The 14,051-nt window shown below is 69.9% G+C and carries 14 protein-coding genes; 9 read left to right on the top strand and 5 right to left on the bottom strand.

Annotated features, from left to right (window positions below):
• Positions 1 to 128 precede the first annotated feature (128 nt).
• From AB3X08_RS08870 to AB3X08_RS08830, 9 genes are all read left to right on the top strand, one after another.
• Positions 129 to 1,115, top strand: coding sequence for a PhoH family protein (locus AB3X08_RS08870; protein WP_369937702.1), 987 nt, complete (start codon positions 129 to 131; stop codon positions 1,113 to 1,115).
• Positions 1,116 to 1,117: 2 nt separating this feature from the next.
• Positions 1,118 to 1,678 carry a hypothetical protein gene (locus AB3X08_RS08865; RefSeq protein ID WP_369937700.1) on the top strand — a complete coding sequence of 187 codons (561 nt, stop codon included), beginning with the start codon at positions 1,118 to 1,120 and terminating at the stop codon, positions 1,676 to 1,678.
• Positions 1,679 to 1,802: 124 nt separating this feature from the next.
• A complete protein-coding gene (locus AB3X08_RS08860) occupies positions 1,803 to 2,675 on the top strand; it encodes a hypothetical protein (RefSeq protein ID WP_369937699.1) in 873 nt (290 codons plus the stop codon).
• A gap of 56 nt (positions 2,676 to 2,731) precedes the next feature.
• Positions 2,732 to 3,217, top strand: a complete 486-nt coding sequence (ybeY, locus tag AB3X08_RS08855; RefSeq protein ID WP_184410341.1) for an rRNA maturation RNase YbeY — start codon at positions 2,732 to 2,734, stop codon at positions 3,215 to 3,217.
• A 47-nt stretch (positions 3,218 to 3,264) separates the two neighbouring features.
• Positions 3,265 to 3,735, top strand: a complete 471-nt coding sequence (locus AB3X08_RS08850; RefSeq protein WP_369937696.1) for a hypothetical protein — start codon at positions 3,265 to 3,267, stop codon at positions 3,733 to 3,735.
• 80 nt (positions 3,736 to 3,815) lie between these two features.
• Positions 3,816 to 4,382, top strand: coding sequence for a hypothetical protein (locus AB3X08_RS08845; protein ID WP_369938488.1), 567 nt, complete (start codon positions 3,816 to 3,818; stop codon positions 4,380 to 4,382).
• Between the two features lie 112 nt (positions 4,383 to 4,494).
• Positions 4,495 to 5,376, top strand: coding sequence for an HlyC/CorC family transporter (locus AB3X08_RS08840; protein ID WP_369937695.1), 882 nt, complete (start codon positions 4,495 to 4,497; stop codon positions 5,374 to 5,376).
• A 215-nt stretch (positions 5,377 to 5,591) separates the two neighbouring features.
• Positions 5,592 to 6,677, top strand: coding sequence for a DUF4105 domain-containing protein (locus tag AB3X08_RS08835; RefSeq protein ID WP_369938486.1), 1,086 nt, complete (start codon positions 5,592 to 5,594; stop codon positions 6,675 to 6,677).
• Between the two features lie 25 nt (positions 6,678 to 6,702).
• Positions 6,703 to 7,695, top strand: a complete 993-nt coding sequence (locus AB3X08_RS08830; RefSeq protein ID WP_369937693.1) for a magnesium and cobalt transport protein CorA — start codon at positions 6,703 to 6,705, stop codon at positions 7,693 to 7,695.
• 216 nt (positions 7,696 to 7,911) lie between these two features.
• On the opposite strand, the gene AB3X08_RS08825 is transcribed toward AB3X08_RS08830, so the two are convergent.
• The 5 genes from AB3X08_RS08825 to AB3X08_RS08805 all read right to left on the bottom strand — a co-directional run bounded on the left by AB3X08_RS08825 (position 7,912) and on the right by AB3X08_RS08805 (position 14,046).
• Positions 7,912 to 9,276 (bottom strand): NAD-dependent succinate-semialdehyde dehydrogenase, encoded by a 1,365-nt coding sequence (locus AB3X08_RS08825; protein ID WP_369937691.1) that lies wholly within the window; start codon positions 9,274 to 9,276, stop codon positions 7,912 to 7,914.
• Between the two features lie 195 nt (positions 9,277 to 9,471).
• Positions 9,472 to 10,317, bottom strand: a complete 846-nt coding sequence (locus AB3X08_RS08820) for an ABC transporter permease subunit (protein ID WP_369937689.1) — start codon at positions 10,315 to 10,317, stop codon at positions 9,472 to 9,474.
• The gene (locus tag AB3X08_RS08815; protein ID WP_369937688.1) at positions 10,314 to 11,270 is read right to left on the bottom strand and encodes an ABC transporter permease subunit; all 957 of its coding nucleotides are present in this window, start codon (positions 11,268 to 11,270) and stop codon (positions 10,314 to 10,316) included. The genes AB3X08_RS08820 and AB3X08_RS08815 overlap by 4 nt, the downstream gene beginning before the upstream one ends.
• Positions 11,267 to 12,391 carry an ABC transporter ATP-binding protein gene (locus tag AB3X08_RS08810; RefSeq protein ID WP_369937686.1) on the bottom strand — a complete coding sequence of 375 codons (1,125 nt, stop codon included), beginning with the start codon at positions 12,389 to 12,391 and terminating at the stop codon, positions 11,267 to 11,269. Before AB3X08_RS08810 ends, AB3X08_RS08815 begins: the two co-directional genes overlap by 4 nt.
• Before the next feature lie 164 nt (positions 12,392 to 12,555).
• Positions 12,556 to 14,046 (bottom strand): efflux transporter outer membrane subunit, encoded by a 1,491-nt coding sequence (locus AB3X08_RS08805; RefSeq protein WP_369937684.1) that lies wholly within the window; start codon positions 14,044 to 14,046, stop codon positions 12,556 to 12,558.
• Between the last annotated feature and the right edge of the window lie 5 nt (positions 14,047 to 14,051).

Genomic DNA, 14,051 nt, shown 5'->3' with positions numbered 1-14,051 from the left:
CGCGCGGTGCCGGCCGCGCCGCGCCGTCCGCGCGGACGCGACTGGCCCTTCACCACCACGCGCGCTACGCTTTCCCTCCCTAGTCCTGAACGACGCCGGTCGCCACGCGCGCGCCGCGTCCGCATCGAATGACCATCCCCGCCCAACGCGATTTCACCCTGGAACCCGCCGACACCGAACGTCTGGCCAACCTGGCCGGGCCGTTCGACGCGCACCTGCGCCAGATCGAACTGCGCCTGGGCGTGGAGATCTCCAACCGCGGCAACGTGTTCCGGATCACCGGCCCGTCCAGCGCGGTCGCCGCCGCCGAGGTCCTGCTGCACGCCCTGTACGCCGAAGCCGACAGCGTGGTGTTCGACGACCAGGCCATCCACCTGCGGCTGAACCAGGCCAACGTCGACCGCGTCGCGCAGCGCGCCTACGAACCGCAGGAGGTGGCGATCAAGGTCAAGCGCGGCACCGTGCGCGGCCGCGGCGCCAACCAGGCGAAGTACCTGCATCAGATCGCCAGCCACGACATCAATTTCGGCATCGGCCCGGCTGGTACCGGCAAGACCTTCCTGGCCGTGGCCAGCGCGGTCGAGGCGCTGAACGAGTCGCGCGTGCAGCGCCTGATCCTGGTGCGCCCGGCGGTGGAAGCCGGCGAAAAGCTAGGCTTCCTGCCCGGCGACCTGAGCCAGAAGGTCGACCCCTATCTGCGCCCGCTGTACGACGCGCTGTACGAGATGCTCGGCGTGGAGAAGGTGATCAAGCTGCTGGAGAAGAACGTCATCGAGATCGCGCCGCTGGCCTACATGCGCGGGCGCACGCTCAACGACGCCTACGTGATCCTGGACGAGGCGCAGAACACCACCATCGAGCAGATGAAGATGTTCCTGACCCGCCTGGGCTTCGGTTCCACCGCGGTGGTCACCGGCGACCTGACCCAGATCGACCTGCCCAAGCACGTCAAGTCCGGCCTGCGCGACGCGATCGAAGTGCTGCACGAGGTCGAGGGCGTCAGCTTCACCTTCTTCGAGGCGCGCGACGTGGTGCGGCACCCGCTGGTGGCGCGCATCGTCACCGCCTACGAAAAGCGCGACCTGACCGACAAGTCGACCGGGCCGGCGGTGTAACCATGCGCAGGCCGCGTTGGCCGCATCTCGCATACGCCGTGCTGCTCGGCGCGGCCTGCAGCAGCGTGTGCCTGGCACAGGCCGATGCGCAGACCCCGACGAGGCGGCAACGCGTCGCCCTCCCTCAGACCATTGCGCCGCCATGCGTGTCGGTGGCGGTCGAACAGGCGACCATCGTCCTGTCGAGGACCGAACTCGAGCGCGCAGCGCAGGCGCGGCGCACCTCCGCCAACGCAACGCATGACGACGAAGCGCAGCGGCTGGCCTGGATCGCCGGGCGGCGCGCGCAGGCGCTGCTGGACGTTGCCGGCGACGGTGGCGACCGCTTCGGCTGCGCCCCGGTCGCCGCCAAGAAGGCGCCCAGCGACAGCCTGTATCTGGTGGGCCAACTGCTGGAGCGCGGCCAGGCCGCGGTGTGGGCGCGCCAGCGGTCCGGTTTCGCCGCAGCGGTCGAGGTCGCGCATTTCAATCCCAGCTGTCAGCACGGCCCGATGGGCAATGTGTCCTATCGCGTCGCCGACGGTGGCCCGCCCTTGCTGATGCTGATCGAGTGCGTCACCTGACCCGGCCATAGCGGCGCCGGTGCCTGCGCGGCGCGGAGGGACACCGGCCACCTGCGTCGCACCCGTTCCAGATCGCGGCACCAGCACCGTACACTGCGCCCATCCGATGCACAGGGGAGGTGCCATGATCCGCGACCGCGCTTTGCTGTCCGTTTGTCTGCTGGTGCTGTTCGCGGATGCGGCGTCCGCCAAACCGAAACGGCCGCCCGCGCCGGCGCGCGCCTACATCGAAACCAGTTACCTGATCGCGCCGAAGACGGCGGGCGAGTTCCGCCTTACCCGCAGCAAATACGACCCGGCCGCCAAGTCGGCCGGCGCCGGGTTCCACTACGCGATGGCCGAACATCCGGACGTGGCGATCGATGTCTTCGTCTATCCGGCCGGGCGGCAGGAGCCTGCCAAGGCCCTGGAAGAAGGCCTGACCGCCTTTCGCCGCGACCTGGCGGCGGCGGTGACGCAGGGTACCTATTCGCACCTGGACGAGCTGGACCATGCGCCCTTCGTGCTGAGCGGCGACGCCGCTCCCGCTCCGCCGCCTGCCAACGACGTCGATGCCGCGGTCCTTGCGGCCATCGCCGACGCCGAACGGATGGCAGGGGAAAGACTGCGGCTCAGCCTGCAGCTGACCTCGAACGACATGCCGCTGTTCTCCAACGGCTATCTGTTCTACAAGCAGCTCTACTACTTCAAGGTGCGCGTATCCGCCGCGCAGCAAGGGCTGGCGCAGGACAGCTTCGACGCGCTCGCCGACCAGGCCGCGCGCACGCTCGTCCCGGCCATCGAGGTGGCCAATATCGGCGCCTGTGCGGATGCCACCATCCACATCGACACGAACGACACGCCCGAGCGCGCTGCGGTGGAGTTGGCGCGCCAGGCCAGCCTGCAGCTGGGGTTCAACTGCCACGGTTCGGCCAATGACACCGGCCTCGCGCATGCGGCCGACGCGAACGACGTGGTCGAGATCGCCTACGCTGCCGACGATTGGAAGTCGCAGTGATGCGCCGCACGCGCGATACTGTCGGCTCCTGTCCGCTCTGAAATGCCGGTATCGCCATGACCAAAGGTCCGGTCCACCTCGACGTCGGCGTCAGCTACGCCCTGCCCCGCGCCGGGCTGCCGGCGGCGGCGAGCTTCCGCAAATGGGTGGCCGCCGCGCTGAAGGGCCGCATCCGCGAAGCCGACCTGGCGATCCGCCTGGTCGACGCCAAGGAAGGCCGCTCGCTCAACCACCACTACCGCGGCAAGGACTACGCCACCAACGTGCTGAGCTTCCCCGCCGAGCTGCCCGAAGGCCTGCCCAAGGGGGTCAAGCTGCCGCTGCTCGGCGACCTGGTGATCTGCGCGCCGGTGGTGGCGCGCGAGGCCGCCGAACAGGGCAAGCCGCTCAACGCCCATTACGCGCACCTCACCGTGCACGGCGTGCTGCACCTGCTCGGCTGGGACCACGAGGACGACAAGGAGGCCGACGCGATGGAGCAACTGGAGCGCGAGATCCTGGCCGACCTGGGCGTGGGCGACCCCTACGCCGGGGAACGCTGAGGCCTGCCGCACGCGGCACTTTTTTCGACAGTTGTTGGGGAACACGGATGCTCGAACCAGAACAACCAGCACAGGAACCGATCGGCCAAGGCGCGGCACGGCTGCAACGCATCGCCGTGGCGCTATGGGGCGCCGGCCTGGCCGCCTATCTCTATCTGGGTCTGATCCGCCCGGCGCCGCTGTTCGCCGGCAGCGGCGGCCTGCCCGAGCCCTTGCTGCCCTGGTTGGGCGCACTCGCCCTGCTGGTGCTGGCGACCACGCCCAGCGCCTGGCGCTGGTTCTACCTGCGCCGGCGGCAACAGCGCATCGGCGGCCCGGTGCGCGTCGCCGCGCGGGCCGGACGGGTCGCGCTGCTGTGCCCGCTGTCGATCGGCGCGTGGCTGTGCTGCCGGCACCTGAGCACCCAGTTCGACAGCGGCGGCGCGCTCGCTGCGCTGTCCGTGCTGTACCTGGCCAGCGCGCTGCTGACCGTGTCCAGCACGCAGCGCTGGCTGGTCAAGCGCTGGCGCGGGCGCTAACGTTGCCGCGCGGCCGCTGCGGCCGCAACTCCCCGCTTCCCGGCCCGAGGTCCAGCGCGTTGATCCGTCCATCGTTGCTTCTGTTCGCGCTCGCGGCCGCGCTGCCCGCTGCTGCCGCCGATCCCGGCTCCGCCCCGGCACCGGCGATCGACCTGCCGGCGCTGCTCGAATGCCGCCAGCGCGTGGCCGATTTCGCCGCCGTGGGGCCGCTGCTGGCCGATCCGCTGAAGGCGGTGGCGCAGGGCTGGCGGCCGCTGCCGCAGTCCAACCTGTTCATGCGCGAATACGAGCTGGTGCGGCCGATCCAGGTGTTCGGCCACAGCACCACGCGCATCGCCTTCGCCGGCGCCAGCGCGATGGCGATCCTGGACCTGCCCGATCCGCGCCCGCTGGCCAAGCAGCTGCAGCTGGAAGCGGCGGTGGACACGCCGGACAAGGCGATGTTCGGCCGCGAGGTGGTCAGCCGCGACGTGACCGATCCGAAGACCGGCGAGCCGATGATCGAATCGATCATCCTCAGCGTGTCCACGGTGAAGTCGCATCCGGGCCAGACCCTGGCCGGTTGCAGCTACAGCCTGGACCTGCCGGAGGACCCGGACGCGCCGCCGGCGCCGGACCCGCTGCACACGCCCGCCAGCGGCGGCTGAACCCGTCCCCGCGCGCGCCGCCGCGGCCGCCGCCGGCGTCGCGGCTCTGTCCCATTGGCCCTGCTAGACTTGCGCACATCGCCCGGCAAGCCGGGTGCCGTATCCATAGAACATGTCAGAAGACGACTCTAGTAGCTCCCCTCCGGAAACCCACGAAAAACGCCGCGGCTGGCTGGAACGCCTGAGCTCGGTCTTCTCCGGCGATCCGCACACCCGCGACGACCTGGTCGAGGTGCTGCGCGACGCCCAGCACGACGGGCTGATCGCCGCCGACACCCTGCGCATGATGGAAGGCGCGCTGTCGGTTTCCGAACTCACCGTCGGCGATGTGATGGTCTCGCGCTCGCAGATGGTGTCGCTGTCGGCCGAAGCGCGCTTTCTCGACCTGATGAGGCAGGTGGTCGAATCCGGCCATTCGCGCTTCCCGGTGCACGGCGAGAACAAGGACGACATCCTCGGCATCCTGCTGGCCAAGGACCTGCTGCGCGGCGTGGTCGCCGACCACGGTCCGGGCACGGTGCGCGAGCTGCTGCGCCCGGCGGTGCTGATCCCCGAATCCAAGAAGCTCAACGTGCTGCTCAAGGAGTTCCGGCTCTCGCGCAACCACATGGCGATCGTGGTCGACGAGTACGGCGGCGTCGCCGGGCTGGTCACCATCGAGGACGTGCTGGAGCAGATCGTCGGCGAGATCGACGACGAGCACGACGACGCCGAGGACGAAGCCTCGCTGATCGCCGCGCAGGCCGACGGCCAGTACGTGGTCGACGCGCTGACCCCGATCGAGGACTTCAACGAACGCTTCGGCGCCGACTTCTCCGACGACGACTACGACACCGTCGGCGGCCTGGTCACCGAGGCCATCGGCCACCTGCCGGAAACCGGCGAGGAGCTGACCCTGGGACGCTTCGCGTTCCGCGTGGCGCGCGCCGACGCGCGCCGGGTGCAGGCCTTCCACGTCACCGTCCTGCCGCCCGACCCGCAGGAAGACGCTTGATCGCGCGCGCGCCGTCGCGCAGGCCGGCACGCGGCTGGCCGCAGTGGCTGCTGGGCACGCTGCTGGCCTGCTGCGCGGCGTTCGCGTTCGCTCAGGCCGGCAACGCGGACCTGGCCGCACCGCCGGCCTTGGCCCCCGCTGCCGCTGCGGCGCCCGTCGCCGCTCCGCCCGGCAACGATGCGTCGACGCCCGCGCCACGCATCGGCGTGGCCACGATGCAACCGGGCGAGGTGTTCTTCGAACGCTTCGGCCACGACGCGATCGTGGTGGTGGATCCGCGCAGCGGCCAGGCCACCTCGTACAACTTCGGTTTCTTCGACCCCAGCGAACCGGACTTCGTCAGCCGCTTCGCCGCCGGCGACATGATGTATTACCTGGTCGCCCTGCCCTTGCAGGACGACCTGGCGCAGTACCGCGACGCCGGCCGCGGCGTGGACATCCAGTGGCTGGACATGGAACCGGCGCAGGCGCGTGCGCTGCAGCAGGCGCTGGCCTGGCGCGCGCGCCCGGAAAACGCGCGCTACCGCTACGACTACTACACCGCCAACTGCGCCACGATGGTCCGCGACGCGCTGGACCGGGCGCTGGACGGCAGCCTGCACGCGCAGCTGTCCGGGCGTTCGCGCGGCAACACCTACCGCAGCGAATCGGTGCGCCTGGCCTCGCCGGCGCCGTGGATGTGGCTGGGCTTCGACCTGGGCCTTGGGCCGTTCGCCGACAAGCCGCTGTCGCGCTGGGAAGAGGCGTTCGTGCCGATGCGCCTTGCCGAGAGCCTGGGCGAAGTGCGCAACCACGCCGGGCGCCCGCTGGTGCAGGCGCGGCAACAGCTGCTGCCGCAGCGGCTGGCGCCGGAACCGCGCGAACAGGCGCGGCACTGGTGGCCGTGGCTGCTGGTCGGGCTGCTGGTCGCCGCCGGCGTGGTCGCCCTGGCGCGCCGGCCACGCGCGCTGGCCGCGCTGGCGCTGCCGTTCTGGCTGTTATGCGCGCTCGGCGGCGGCGTGCTGGTGTATCTGTGGGGCTTCAGCGACCACCGCGCGGCCTGGGCCAATCGCAATCTGCTGCTGCTGGACCCGCTGTGCCTGTTGCTGATCGGCGGCGCCATCGCGCAGCTGCGCGGCCGCCAGCCGGGGCGCTGGTTCGGCATCGCGCTGTGGGCAGTGGTCGCCCTGGCCGGCGCGGCCTTGCTGATCCATTGGCTGTCGATGCTGCAGCCGCAATTCAACCTGCAGTGGATCGCCCTGCTGTTGCCGGTGCACGCCGCGCTGGCCTGGGCGTTCACACGGCGCCGCTTGCAGCGCTGATCCCGCCCGCACACCATTGCCGCTTATGGCCACCGTTCCCGCCAATCCTGCCTGCGTCATCAACTGCGTGCATTACGACGGCCACGGCCGCCGCCACGACATCGCGCTGGAACAGATCAGCGACGTGCTGGCCGGCGACGACGGCTTCGTCTGGGTCGGCATGTACGAACCGGCCGACGACGTGCTGCAGAAGCTGCAGGAAGAATTCCAGCTGCACGATCTGGCGATCGAGGACACGCGCAAGGCGCACCAGCGGCCCAAGGTCGAGGCCTACGGCAATTCGCTGTTCCTGGCGGTGCACACCGCGCAGGTGATCGCCGAGCGCATCGTCTATGGCGAGACCCACGCCTTCCTCGGCGCACGCTTCCTGCTGACCGTGCGCCACGGCGCCTCGCTGCCGTACGCGCCGGTGCGCGAGCGGCTGGAGCGAGAGGCGGCGCTGATGCAGCTGGGCCCGTCGTACGCGCTGTACGCGGTGCTGGACTACATCGTCGACAACTACCAGCCGATCCTGGACGAATTCCGGCAGAGCCTGGAACGCCTGGAAACGGATATCTTCGCCGAGGCCTACCGGCGCGACACCGCGATCCGCCTGTATGAACTCAAGCGCGAGCTCAACCAGATGCGCCTGGGCGTGGCGCCGCTGCAGGACGTGCTGGCCCACCTCAAGCGCAACCCCGGCCCGCTGATCCCCGACGAGGTGCGGCTGTACGTGCGCGACGTGCTCGACCACGCGGTGCGCACCAACGAGGCGATCGACACCTTACGCGAGATGCTCGGCACCGCGCTGAGCGTGAACCTGTCGCTGGTGACCCTGGCCCAGGGCGAGACGGTCAAGCGCCTTGGCGCCTGGGCCGCACTGCTGGCCGCGCCGACCCTGATCACCAGCTGGTACGGCATGAACTTCAAGCAGATGCCGGAACTGGAATGGCCCTGGGCCTACCCGCTGATGGTCGGCGGCGTGGCCGCGGTGTGCCTGGGGCTGTATGTGGCGTTCAAGCGGGCGAAGTGGCTGTGAGCCGGGATTGGGGAGTTGGGATTGGGGATTCGTAAGAGCGGCGTTGCGTGTGCTGACGCCGCTTAGCGAGTTACGACCATCTGTGTTGGGATTGCGATTGGGATTGGGGTCGTAGCAGCGGCAGCTGTGCGTGGCATTGCTTGACGTTGCAAGCGCCGGCGCCGGGCCGAGGATTCGCTGTTGCGAATCCCCAATCCCGACGCCCCAATCCCGGCATCACCCCACATACACCGACTTGATATTCATGAACTCGTGGATGCCGTGCTCGGCCAGTTCGCGGCCGAAGCCGGAGCGCTTGATGCCGCCGAACGGCAGGCGCACGTCGCTCTTGACGATGGCGTTGACGAAGGCCGCGCCGCACTGCAGCTGACGAGCGATGCGCTCGCCGCGCGCGCGGTCGGCGCTCCACACGCTGCCGCCCAGGCCGAAGCTGGTGTCGTTGGCCACGCGCACCGCTTCGGCCTCGTCGGCCACGCGCAGGATCGCGGCGACCGGGCCGAACAGTTCTTCGTCGTAGGCCGGCATGCCCGGCATCACGTGGTCGAGGATCGAGGCCGGATAGCCGGCATGGGTGGCGGTGTCCGGCGCGCCGCCGAGCAGCGGCTTGGCGCCCTTGGCGATGCTGGCCTGCACCTGCTTGTGCAGTTCATCGCGCAGGTCCTGGCGCGCCAGCGGCGCCAGCGTGGTCGCTTCGTCCTGCGGATCGCCGAGCCGGCGCTCGGCCGCGGCGGCGACGAAGCGGCGCACGAATTCCTCGGCGATCGCCTCGACCACCACGAAGCGCTTGGCCGCGATGCAGGTCTGCCCGGCATTGTCGAAGCGCGACTTCACCGCCGCCGCCACGGTCGTATCCAGATCGGCATCGTCCAGCACCACGAAGGCGTCGCTGCCGCCGAGTTCCATCACGCACTTCTTCAGTTGCTCGCCGGCGTTGGCCGCGATCGAGCGGCCGGCGCGCTCGCTGCCGGTCAGCGTCACCGCGGCGATGCGCGCGTCGCGCAGCACCTCGGCGGCCTGGTCGTTGTCGATGTGCAGCACGTCGAACACGCCGGCCGGCACGCCGGCTGCAGTGAGCGCCGCATGGATCGCATCGGCGCAACGCGGCACGTTGCTGGCGTGCTTGAGCAAGGCCACGTTGCCGGCCATCAGCGCCGGCGCCAGGAAGCGGAACACCTGCCACAGCGGGAAGTTCCACGGCATCACCGCCAGCACGCAGCCCAGCGGCTCGTAGCGCACGTAGCTGCGCTGCGCATCGGTGGCGATCGGCTGCTCGCGCAGATAGTCGGCGGCGTGCTCGGCGTAGTAGTCGCAGGCATCGGCGCACTTGTCGATCTCGGCCAGCGCCTCTTTGCGCAACTTGCCCATCTCCGCGGTCATCACCCGCTGGAGTTCCTCGCGGCGCGCGCGCAACTGCGCGCCGACCTGCCGCAACAGCGCGCCGCGTTGCTCCAGCGGCGTTTCCGCCCACGCGGGGAAGGCCAGCGCGGACGCAGCCAGGCGCTGCTCGACGGCGGCGGCATCCATCAGCTCCAGGCTGTAGTCGACCTGGCCGGTGGCGGGATTGACGGTGTCGTAAGGCATCGCGACGGACTCCTGGAAAAAGTCCGCCCAGCCTAGCGCCGCGAAGGTTGCGGCGGCGTGGCGATGGCGCCGGCGCGATGGACCACAGCGTTCTGCGGCGACTGCCGCTTTTTGTAGGAGCGGCTTCAGCCGCGACAGGGCTTATCGACGCTGCCTGTCGCGGCTGAAGCCGCTCCTACAGGAACACAGGGCGCGCTAACCGCCCTGCTGCAGCGCCAGCTGGATGTCGCGCTGGCGGCGCTTCTCGTTGCGCGCCATCAGCCACCAGCCGACGAAGGCGGCGATCGACACCGCCAGCACCATCAGCGTGGCCAGCGCGTTGATCTTCGGCTTCAGCCCCATTCGCACCGAAGAGAACACGGTCATCGGCAGCGTGGTCGAGTTGGGGCCGGCGACGAAGTTGGCGATCACCACGTCGTCCAGGGACAGGGTGAAGGCCAGCAGCCAGCCGGAGACCAGCGCCGGGGCGATGATCGGCAGCGTGATCAGGAAGAACACCTTGAGCCGGTTCGCGCCCAGGTCCATCGCCGCCTCTTCCAGCGAGCGGTCCAGTTCCTGCAGCCGCGAGGACACCACCACGGTGACGAAGGACAGGGTGAAGGTGACGTGCGCGGCCCAGATCGCGGTGACGCCCTTGGGCGGGATGCCGAGCAGCCCGCCCATCGACACCAGCATCATCATGATCGACAGACCGATGATCACCTCCGGCATCACCAGCGGCGCGGTCACCAGCGCGCCGAACAGGCTCTTGCTGGGGAAGCGGCGGAAGCGGGTCATCACCATCGCCGCCAGCGTGCCGATCACCATCGACGCGGTCGCGGTCCAGAACGCCACCTTCAGGCTGATCCACGCCGCCTGCAGGATCTGCCGGTCGCGCAGCAGTTCGCCGTACCACTTGGTGGAGAACCCCGCCCACACCGTGGCCAGCTTGGAGGCATTGAACGAATACACCATCAACAGCAGGATCGGCAGGTACAGGAAGGCGAAGCCGCCGGTCAGCACCGTCCAGCGCAGCAGGCGCCCGCCGCGCAGCGCGCTCATGCCTGGCCGCCCGCGAGCTGGCGCTGCTGGTAGCGGTTGAAGATCAGGATCGGCACCATCAGCAACAACAGCATCGCGATCGCCACCGCCGACGCCGCCGGCCAGTCGCGGTTGTTGAAGAACTCGCCCCACAGCACCCGGCCGATCATCAAGGTGTCCGGGCCGCCGAGCATTTCCGGGATCACGAACTCGCCCACCGCCGGGATCATCACCAGCATGCAGCCGGCGACGATGCCCGGGCGCGACATCGGCAAGGTGATGGTGGCGAACGCCTTCCACGGCCGCGCGCCCAGGTCGTAGGCGGCCTCGAGCAGGCGGTGGTCCTGTTTCACCAGCGTGGCGTACAGCGGCAGCACCATGAACGGCAGATAGCAGTAGACGATGCCGATATAGGCGGCGATCGGCGTGTACAGGATGCGCAGCGGCTGCTCGATCAGGCCCAGCGCCAGCAGCGCGCGGTTGAGCACGCCGTTGCTGTCGAGGATGCCGATCCAGGCGTAGACGCGGATCAGGAACGAGGTCCACGACGGCAGCACCACCAGCATCATCGCGATGTTGCGCGCCGACGGCGACAGGCGCGCGATCACATAGGCCATCGGATAGCCGATCAACAGCGTCAACAGGGTGGAGATCCCGGCGATCTTGATCGAGCCCCAGTAGGCTTCGATGTACTGGTTGTCGCGCACCAGCGCCAGGTAGTTCTGCAGGGTGAACTTCAGCGTCAGCACGCCGTCCTTGTAGTTCAGCAGGTCGCTGTACGGCGGGCTGCTGATCGCCTGCTCGGCGAAGGAGATGCGCAGCACGATCAGGAACGGGATCGCGAAGAACAGCAGCAGCCACAGGTACGGCGCGGCGATCACCAGCCAGCGCGCGCCGGGCAGGCGCCGCGTGCGCAGGCGCTGCAGCACGCTGCGCCGCGGCGGCACGGCAGGTACGGCGGCGGGCGCGCTCATGCGGTCAGCACCACGCCGTCGTTGTCGCCCCACCACACCCACACCGCGTCGCCCCAGGTCAGCTCGTCGCTGGCCCAGCGCTGGCGGTTGGCGAAGTTGGCCATCAGCTTGAAGCCGCTGGGCAGGCGCACGTGGTAGACCGAATGGCTGCCGAAATAGGCGATGTCCTCGATCGTGCCCTGCGCCTTGTTGTGCGCCTGCGCCGGCGCCTCCTTGCCGATGCCCAGCTTCTCCGGGCGCACCGCGAACGACACCGGCTGCCCGGTGATGCCGGTAATGCCGTGGCCGACGTAGATGGCGTCGGGAAACGCGCCGGTGCGCAGGGTCACGTAGTCCGGCAGGTCCTCGTCGATGACCGCGTCGATCAGGTTGACCGAGCCGATGAACTCGGCGGCGAAGCGATTGGCCGGCTGCTCGTAGATCTCGTCCGGGGTGCCGACCTGCTGGATCCAGCCGGCGTCCATCAGTGCGATGCGGGTGGCCATGGTCATCGCCTCCTCCTGGTCGTGGGTGACCATCACGCAGGTCACCCCGGAGGTCTCGATGATGCCGACCAGCTCCAGCTGCATCTGCGAACGCAGCTTCTTGTCCAGCGCGCCCATCGGCTCGTCCAGCAGCAGCAGTTTCGGCCCCTTGGCCAGCGAACGCGCCAGCGCCACACGCTGCTGCTGGCCGCCGGAGAGCTGGTGCGGCTTGCGCTTGCCGAGCTTGCCCAATTGCACCAGCTCCAGCATCTCGCCGACGCGCTTGGCGATGGCCGCGCGCGACAGCCCGTCCTGCTTCAGGCCGAAGGCGATGTTCTGCTCCACGGTCATGTGCGGGAACAGCGCGTAGGACTGGAACATCATGTTGAGCGGGCGCTCGTACGGCGGCAGGCCGTCCAGCGGCTGGCCGTCGAGCACGATGCGGCCGCGGCTGGGCTGTTCGAACCCGCCCAGGCAGCGCAGCAAGGTGGACTTGCCGCTGCCGGAGCCGCCGAGCAGCGCGAAGATCTCGCCTTTGCGGATATCCAGGTCGACGTCGTCGAGCGCGACGAAACCGTCGAACTCCTTGCGCAGGCCGGCGATGGACAGGTAACCGCTGCCCTTGGCCGGCGCCACCGCGGCGGGCGGGATCGCCATCGGCGGAAGGTCGGATCTCGCTTCGCTCAACGCCATCTGTTGCTCCCCGTGGAAGACACTGCGGCGCGCGTGCCGATGCTGCCGGGAGCGCGCGGCCGACGCCAGTGCGGTTGCGGCCCAGTGTAGCCGCGGCCGCCGCATCGACGATACCGCGGCTCAGGCGTTTATTGCGTTTGCGTCTGCGCTGGCGGCGGCGCCCAGCCCAGGCCCAGGCTCTTCTGCAGCGCCACGTAGCGCAACAGCACCTGGGTGCGTGCCTGCACCGCGCTGTCCTGCGCCGAGGCCTGCTGGCGCTGCACGTCCAGCGCATCGATCAGCGACGAGGCGCCGGCCGCGTAGCGCTGCTGCAGCAGCGCCGCGGAACGGTCCGCCGACGCTTCGGCCTTGGCCGCGGCCAGTGCCTGCTGGCGCGCGGCGCCGAACCGCGCCAGCGCGCTGTTGGCGTCCTGCAGCGCCGCCAGCACGGTGCCTTCGTAGGCGGCCAGGCGCGCTTCGTTGCCGGCGCGGGCCTGCTCCACCTTGGCCTTGGTCGCGCCGAAATCGAAGATCGACCAGCGCAGGAACGGCGCCACCACGCTGTTGATCGCATCGCTGCCGAGATCGCCCGGCGAGGTCGCGGCCATGCCGATGTTGCCGAGCAGGGTCACCTGCGGGAAGTACGCGCTCAGCGCCTGCCCGATCTGCGCCGACGAGGACGCCAGCTGGCGTTCGGCGCGGCGCACGTCCGGGCGGCGGCGGATCAGCGCGCCCGCATCGTCCACCGGCACCACCGCCGGCAGTGTCGGCAGCGGCCGGTCCTCGGCCAGCGCGGCATCCAGCGCACCCGGCTCGCGGCCGATCATCAGCGCCAGCTGGTCCAGCGCTTCCTTCGCCTGGGCCTGCAGGTCGGGCAACGCCGCTTCCTGCTGTTGCAGCTGCGCCTGCGCGCGTTCCACCTGCAGGTCGGCGTCGGCGCCGCGCTCGCGGCGCTGCCGGGTCAGTTGCAGGGTCTGCCGCGCCGCCTGCAGGTTGCGCTCGGCAATGGCGATGCGCTCGCGGGTGCCGCGATAGCCCAGGTAGGCCTGCCCCACTTCGGCGGCGAGCTGGACCTGGGTATCGGCCAGTTCCGCCTCGTCGGCCTGCGCGTCGGCCAGCGCGCCTTCGCTCGCGCGGCGGCGGCGGCCGAAGAAATCCAGTTCCCAGCTCGCGTCGAAGCCGACGCTGTACAGCTGCGCATGCGGATCGATGGACAGTTGCTGACCGCTGCCGGCGGCGACGCTGCCCAGGCCGTCGACCAGGGCGTCCGGCGCCCTGGCGCTGAGATAGGCGGCATTGGCGCCGACGCTGGGCAGTTGCTCGGCATGGCGCTGCTGCACCAGTGCGCGCGAGGCGCGCAGCTTGGCCTGCGCGGCGCGCAGATTCGGGCTGTTCTGCAGCGCCTGCTCGACTAGGCTGTTCAATTGCCGATCCTGCAGCGCCTCCCACCAGCGCTGCGGCGGCGCAGCCGGCACCACGCCGGCCGCGGCGGCCACCGCATCGGCGCGATGCAGCTGCGGCTGCGCCTGCGCCGCCTCGGCCACCGGCGGCGGCTTCACGTAGTTCGGGCCGAGCATGCAGGCCGACAGCAGCGACGGCAGCGCGGCGGCGACGAGAACGCGGGAGAAACGCTGGGCCATGGAAT

It is taken from the genome of Xanthomonas sp. DAR 34887 (genome assembly GCF_041245805.1).
Classification (GTDB): Bacteria; Pseudomonadota; Gammaproteobacteria; order Xanthomonadales; family Xanthomonadaceae; genus Xanthomonas_A; species Xanthomonas_A tesorieronis.
Note: the sequence above shows the minus strand (reverse complement) of the source record. Positions and strands in the feature narration are given on the sequence as shown.

Excerpts from the sequence above, each read along its gene's own strand:
- AB3X08_RS08820 (WP_369937689.1), bottom strand. The coding sequence starts at position 10,317 with ATGAGCGCGCTGCGCGGCGGGCGCCTGCTGCGCTGGACGGTGCTGACC.
- AB3X08_RS08860 (WP_369937699.1), top strand. The coding sequence starts at position 1,803 with ATGATCCGCGACCGCGCTTTGCTGTCCGTTTGTCTGCTGGTGCTGTTC.
- AB3X08_RS08805 (WP_369937684.1), bottom strand. The coding sequence starts at position 14,046 with ATGGCCCAGCGTTTCTCCCGCGTTCTCGTCGCCGCCGCGCTGCCGTCG.
- AB3X08_RS08810 (WP_369937686.1), bottom strand. The coding sequence starts at position 12,391 with ATGGCGATCCCGCCCGCCGCGGTGGCGCCGGCCAAGGGCAGCGGTTAC.
- AB3X08_RS08870 (WP_369937702.1), top strand. The coding sequence starts at position 129 with ATGACCATCCCCGCCCAACGCGATTTCACCCTGGAACCCGCCGACACC.
- AB3X08_RS08830 (WP_369937693.1), top strand. The coding sequence starts at position 6,703 with ATGGCCACCGTTCCCGCCAATCCTGCCTGCGTCATCAACTGCGTGCAT.
- ybeY (WP_184410341.1), top strand. The coding sequence starts at position 2,732 with ATGACCAAAGGTCCGGTCCACCTCGACGTCGGCGTCAGCTACGCCCTG.
- AB3X08_RS08825 (WP_369937691.1), bottom strand. The coding sequence starts at position 9,276 with ATGCCTTACGACACCGTCAATCCCGCCACCGGCCAGGTCGACTACAGC.
- AB3X08_RS08835 (WP_369938486.1), top strand. The coding sequence starts at position 5,592 with ATGCAACCGGGCGAGGTGTTCTTCGAACGCTTCGGCCACGACGCGATC.
- AB3X08_RS08865 (WP_369937700.1), top strand. The coding sequence starts at position 1,118 with ATGCGCAGGCCGCGTTGGCCGCATCTCGCATACGCCGTGCTGCTCGGC.
- AB3X08_RS08840 (WP_369937695.1), top strand. The coding sequence starts at position 4,495 with ATGTCAGAAGACGACTCTAGTAGCTCCCCTCCGGAAACCCACGAAAAA.
- AB3X08_RS08815 (WP_369937688.1), bottom strand. The coding sequence starts at position 11,270 with ATGAGCGCGCCCGCCGCCGTACCTGCCGTGCCGCCGCGGCGCAGCGTG.
- AB3X08_RS08850 (WP_369937696.1), top strand. The coding sequence starts at position 3,265 with ATGCTCGAACCAGAACAACCAGCACAGGAACCGATCGGCCAAGGCGCG.